The sequence below is a fragment of the Pseudomonas sp. P1_F7 genome (genome assembly GCF_056405655.1).
The window spans coordinates 1-2,836 of record NZ_JBFUBR010000046.1 but is presented as its reverse complement, the minus strand read 5'-3'; the positions used below and the strand labels follow the sequence as shown (position 1 = coordinate 2,836).

4 protein-coding genes are annotated in these 2,836 nt (G+C 57.9%); all 4 read right to left on the bottom strand.

The window, feature by feature from the left end; all coding sequences use genetic code 11:
* A partial coding sequence (locus AC1D1M_RS31265) for a proline racemase family protein (protein ID WP_477778668.1) occupies positions 1 to 305 on the bottom strand: 305 nt, incomplete at its 3' end.
* Positions 306 to 317: 12 nt separating this feature from the next.
* Positions 318 to 1,166, bottom strand: coding sequence for an ABC transporter permease (locus tag AC1D1M_RS31260; protein WP_477762064.1), 849 nt, complete (start codon positions 1,164 to 1,166; stop codon positions 318 to 320).
* Positions 1,163 to 2,011, bottom strand: a complete 849-nt coding sequence (locus AC1D1M_RS31255; RefSeq protein WP_477762065.1) for an ABC transporter permease — start codon at positions 2,009 to 2,011, stop codon at positions 1,163 to 1,165. The genes AC1D1M_RS31260 and AC1D1M_RS31255 overlap by 4 nt, the downstream gene beginning before the upstream one ends.
* On the bottom strand, positions 2,008 to 2,836 hold an 829-nt coding region (locus AC1D1M_RS31250), incomplete at its 5' end, for an ATP-binding cassette domain-containing protein (protein WP_477778667.1). The genes AC1D1M_RS31250 and AC1D1M_RS31255, both read right to left, overlap by 4 nt.

The following is a 2,836-nucleotide window of genomic DNA, read 5'->3' as shown; positions in this document are numbered from 1 at the left end:
TCAATGACCACGGTCGATAATCCGATGGTGCCCGCTCCACACATCGGCAGGCAGCCGCTGACTTCGATAAACAACGCACCGAAGTCGCAGTCATCACGTACCGATGGATAGATGATGACGCCAGACATGATGTCGTGCCCCCGGGGCTCGAACATCAATGCGGTGCGTACCCAGTCGTGGTCACGCACGAAAATATCGCGCCGCTCCGCCATCGATACGGAAGGCATCAGCGGTGCTCCGCCCGCTACCACCCGAACCGGGTTGCCGCACGCGTGCGAATCAATGCAAAAAAAGCTGCGTCTCATACTGATGCCCTTTCAAAGGAGTTTGCTGGGAGAGTGACGCTGCAACGCGCCCCGTGACAGTCGATCCAGCAGCAGCGCAATAGCGACAATGGCCAAACCTGCTCGCAGCCCCAAGCCCATCTCCATCCTGGAGAGGCCACGGGTCACTTCAGCCCCCAGACCGCCGGCCCCCACCAGACCGGCCAGCACCACCATCGCCAGCGACATGAGGATGCATTGGTTCAGGCCTACCAACAGCGTGGGTGCGGCACTCGGCAGTTCAATTTTGAACAGAATGTCTTTAGGTGAAGCACCGGACGCCTGCCCCAACTCAAGGAGATCCTTGGGCAGTTGCTTGAAGGCCAGGGTCGTCAATCTGAGCATCGGCGGGATGCCGTAAACAATCGTTGCGATGATCGCGGGCACCCTCCCCAAGCTGAACAGCATCACCGCGGGGATCAGGTAAACCCAAGGCGGCACCGTCTGCATGATGTTCAGAATCGGCAGCAACGCTTCATCTACACGCTTCACCCGGGCAGCTAGAACGCCCAGCGGGAAAGCGATGGCCACCGAGATCAGGACCGCCACGCTGACGAGCGCGATCGTCTGAATGGACGCAACCCAAAGGCCAGCGAACAAACAGAAAGCCAACATCACCGCAGCGAAAACGGCGACCCGCTTATTGGCAAAAAAGAAGGCCACAACGACGACAATACCGATGAATAAATACGGATGGGGAGCAAGCAACGCTCCCTCCACTGCACCGAGTACCGCCTCAACGACCAGACTGATCCCTTTGAACAAGCCATGTAAATTCGTGTTCAGCCAATCAACGGCAGGCGCCAGGTAATCGCCTGGAGAAAATTGAATGTGCGTTGTCATTGAGATGCCCCCACCCGCGACTGTGCAGCGCTCTGCGCCAGACGATCCAGAATCATGGTCAGAATGACGATTGCGATAGCTGCGTTGATCGACTTGGCGATATCCAAAGTACGAACGGACCCGTAAATCGCCTCGCCCAAACCGCCCGAACCTACAATGCCGGCGATGACGACCATGCCGAATGCCATCATCAGGCTCTGGTTAACGCCGGCCATGATGCTGGGCATGGCGAACGGTAAGCGGATCTTGAAAAACATCTGCATACCAGTCACGCCGCTGGCATCTCCCAATTCGATGAACTCCTTGGGCGTCATGCGAATACCCAGGGAGGTCAGTCGTAGCGCGGGGGGAAGCGCGACGATAAAAGTCGCCAGCAGCGCCGTGGCAGGGCCGTAGCCGAGCAGCGCAATGGCCGGTAGCAGGTAGATGTAGGGCGGCATCGTCTGGATCAAATCCAGACAAGGATCAACCACACGATCAAAGGCCGGCGCCAGACCCGCGACGACTCCCAGCGGAATGGCGACCGCCAGTGCCAACACAGTAGCGGTGAGCACCAGTGCAAGCGTACTGACTGTCTCTGGCCACAAACCGATAAGGTCGCACAGCAACAATGCCAGACCTGAGAGAATCGCGAAGCGGACGCCGACAACACGCCAGCCAATCAACGCCATGACAATCGCCACGACGTAATGCGCTGGATAAGCAATACACCACAGCACGCCTTGGTAAATGCCATTCAGCCCCGCATTGACGGCATCGAACACGAACTCGCCATTATCTGAAAGCCATTCCAGCCCCGTATCAATGGATGCATCGAACTGACTGGAAAAATCCGGCGTGCTCATGCGGACGCCTCCATCGCATTGGCAGTTGCTACGGGCGCCAATTCATTGGGAATACCTTGCACGCCCCGCAACAGATCACGGGGGGTAATGATCCCCACCACTGTTCCGTTATCGACGACGGCAAGCGCGTCGCGCTCGGACTTCATCGTCAATCCGATAAGTTCATTGATATCGGCATCAAGCGAGGTTTTGGTGAGCCTGGAGATGTCACATGTCAGGTGAGCTGCCTTGTAGGCCAGGACCGACGTCATGACCGAGTGAGCCTTCACCAGATGCAGTCGGGAAATGCCGGCGACAAATTCCGCCACGTAGTCGTCAGCCGGGTTGAGCACGATCTCCTCGGCGGTGCCGACCTGAATGATGGCGCCATCCTTCATGATCGCAATGCGATCACCAATGCGGATGGCCTCGTCCAGGTCGTGGGTAATAAACACCGCGGACTTGCCCAGTTCCTTGGTCAATTGGCGGAACTCATCCTGCAACTGTCGGCGAATCAGCGGATCAAGCGCGCTGAACGGCTCATCCATCAAAATCACTTCTGGATCGGCAGTCAGTGCGCGCGCCAGCCCGACTCGTTGTTGCATGCCCCCGGACAGCTCGCTGGGATAGCGCGAAGTCCACTCGCTCAATCCAACCTTCGCCAACGCCTGCTCGGCCACTTTGTAACGCTCGGCCTTGCCCACACCCTGCACTTCCAGGCCAAACGCGGTGTTCTCAAGAACCGTACGGTTAGGTAGCAAGGCAACGCTTTGAAAGACCATACCGATGTGACGCGCCCTCACCTCTCGCAGTTGTGCCGGCGACAAGGATGAAACGTCCTTGCCT